We start from the raw sequence: 2,395 nt of genomic DNA on the forward strand, positions 1-2,395 counted from the left end.
TCTTCTGGTTTTTACTTTGTCGCCAGTCGTACTTGCTTCAAGTTCACGCCACAGTATAACCATTTTACGGGCGTGCGCAGCTAACAAAAAATTCCAGCGGACTCCGCTACGCTGCGCCGCTGAATTTGGCGTTAGCTCACAACAGAGACATCGAGTATGAAAAATAAAATTAAAAAATTACTTCAAATTATTCCATGGGCCGTTACTTCAATGAGCACAAACGCAAATGCAGAAGATATTTCTGAGGAGCAGTTCTGGCAGAATGTTTATGAAGCTAGAGAGTCATTTTATGAAAGTAGTTTCGGAATGTTGCCTGATGACATCTTAAAAATGGGAAATATGAATGTAGTTTGGCCTGGTGGTGGCTTGTATGTGATCCCGGCAAATAAACTTGGTGAAGATATATGGGTATATACCACGTTTGGCCTCAGCAACTCCGATATGCCTGCATCAGCTACCATGACTGATTATGAAATTACAACCGATGATCAAGGTAGGCCAAGCCGATATTCTGGAAAACTGAAAGCTAAAGAGAGAGCCATTAAAGTTAATGGTGATGCTGGATATGGATACGAAATTATGGTTCTTGCCAAAGAAAACTCTGATTGGCCTTTATGGTTCATTCAGTGGGCTGTAAATGCAGAAATCACCCATGATGCAGGAATACTCAATCGTGTAGAAACATACAATGGCCTAACGGTTCAAGAAATCCAAGTTGGTGAATCTGAGAATGTTAATGTATTAATCACAAAGTCACAAAATCCGCTACCCACAGGCACTTTATTGCCAAATGGTGAAATGGCAATTCTCATTGCATCGGTTATCACTGACGAAGAAATGCAATGGTCTATCGAAAATGGCAGAGATAAACTTCTAGAAAAGCTAATATCGTCTGGCTTCGGGCAAATAAGCGAGCGCAATCGCAAGTCCGTAGTCCAGTGAGCTAACAAAAAAATCGTGTTCGTTCCGCTTCGCTCCACCGGACGCGCCTGCGGCGCGCCGCACATTTTGGCGTTAGCTGCAGTGTTTCTACCAGAGGTTGCAAACCTTAGAGTTTGTTAGCGTTGCGAGCTTTTTTGTTCTTTTTCTGTCGAAAAGATCAGAGGAAATCAGTAAGCTTCGTTGTGCAAGCTGGCGTGAGAGTTTTGTCGTTTATTCCTTCTTTTATGCCAGCGTCAAAATCGTCGTTTGCTGTTGGTTGTTTCAAAGCTGGCAAGTGCTAACGTACAAGTTTTCTTTTACAGCGCCAGCAGAAAAATCGGTTTCCTTTCCATCTTTTCTATCGGTCAGTTGGTGGGGTTTTCTCTGGTTTTCTGCAGCATGTAAAGCTTCGGGTTTGTGCCAGGTCAGAAAATTACATTGTCGTAAACTTCAAGTAGTCAAACCTTTTGGCTCAAACTGTTTTGCGGTATTTTGGTTCCGCATGGTTTGCAGCGGCGTGTAAAATCTCTGGTGGTAAATCTTCTGGTTTTTACTTTGTTGCCAGTCGAACTCGCTTCAGGTTTTCGTCACAGTTCAACCATTTTACGGGCTTACGCAGCTAACAAAAAAATCGTGTTCGTTCGCTGCGCTCACCGGACGCGCCTGCGGCGCGCCGCACATTTTGGCGTTATGCCAATATGTGCAACATCTCAATAACTTCTCAAAAAGCGTTTATGTGCTACTAAAAATCGTGTAAAACAATGTAACATGATTATTGAATGCCAGAGGCTACAGTAACTTAGCACTGAAGTTTCCCTGTAGTTATTGAAAATCTACATTCACAGTTCATTGAAAATACTATTTATCTTGAAGGTTTACAATGAAGTTAAAAGTCAGGACGGTTGCAAAAGATGATTGGTTTAGTCATGCCCAATCAGTATTAAATATTCTATTTTTGATATGGGTAATGAATGCAAAAGAATATAATGTTGCTTTCTTTAAAATATTTATACCGTGTTTAGTTTTTTATCTAATGATTGTGCTTTTTCTACGTCAAAAAAGAAAGATCGATTTAACTGTTTTTGAGCTAAATAATAATTTGGTTTATTATAATTATGATCTTCGACGCCGCACAAGTGAAATCGATTTGAATAGGGTTTTGGATATAAAATACGGCGATAATGTAATTGTGTTTGAAGGTGAATATCCTTATACGCATGAAATATTTTTTCCAAGAAAGTACCATTCAAAGATCGATGAAATCATTAAACTTCTTAGTGCAAGAAATATGTTTAAAATATCAAAATTGGCATAACGAATAAGGATAGATTGCGCTTAGCCGCAATCTTATCCGGTTGTTGCACAAGCCCGGATTGATTTAACGAATAAGGATAGATTGCGCTTAGCCGCAATCTTATCCGGTTGTTGCACAAGCCCGGATTGATTTCTGGTGAGGGTGGTCTATAGAAGTTTT

Annotated in this window: 2 protein-coding genes; both read left to right on the forward strand. The window is 40.0% G+C overall.

Going from position 1 to position 2,395, the window contains the following annotated elements; all coding sequences use genetic code 11:
* Positions 1–156: 156 nt before the first annotated feature.
* Positions 157–942, forward strand: coding sequence for a suppressor of fused domain protein (locus tag AKL11_RS24130; protein WP_067522904.1), 786 nt, complete (start codon positions 157–159; stop codon positions 940–942).
* 859 nt (positions 943–1,801) lie between these two features.
* Positions 1,802–2,236, forward strand: a complete 435-nt coding sequence (locus AKL11_RS24135; RefSeq protein ID WP_067522905.1) for a hypothetical protein — start codon at positions 1,802–1,804, stop codon at positions 2,234–2,236.
* The last annotated feature ends 159 nt before the right edge of the window (positions 2,237–2,395 follow it).

Origin of the sequence: Endozoicomonas ascidiicola, from assembly GCF_001646945.1 — a bacterium.
Lineage (GTDB): Bacteria > Pseudomonadota > Gammaproteobacteria > Pseudomonadales > Endozoicomonadaceae > Endozoicomonas > Endozoicomonas ascidiicola.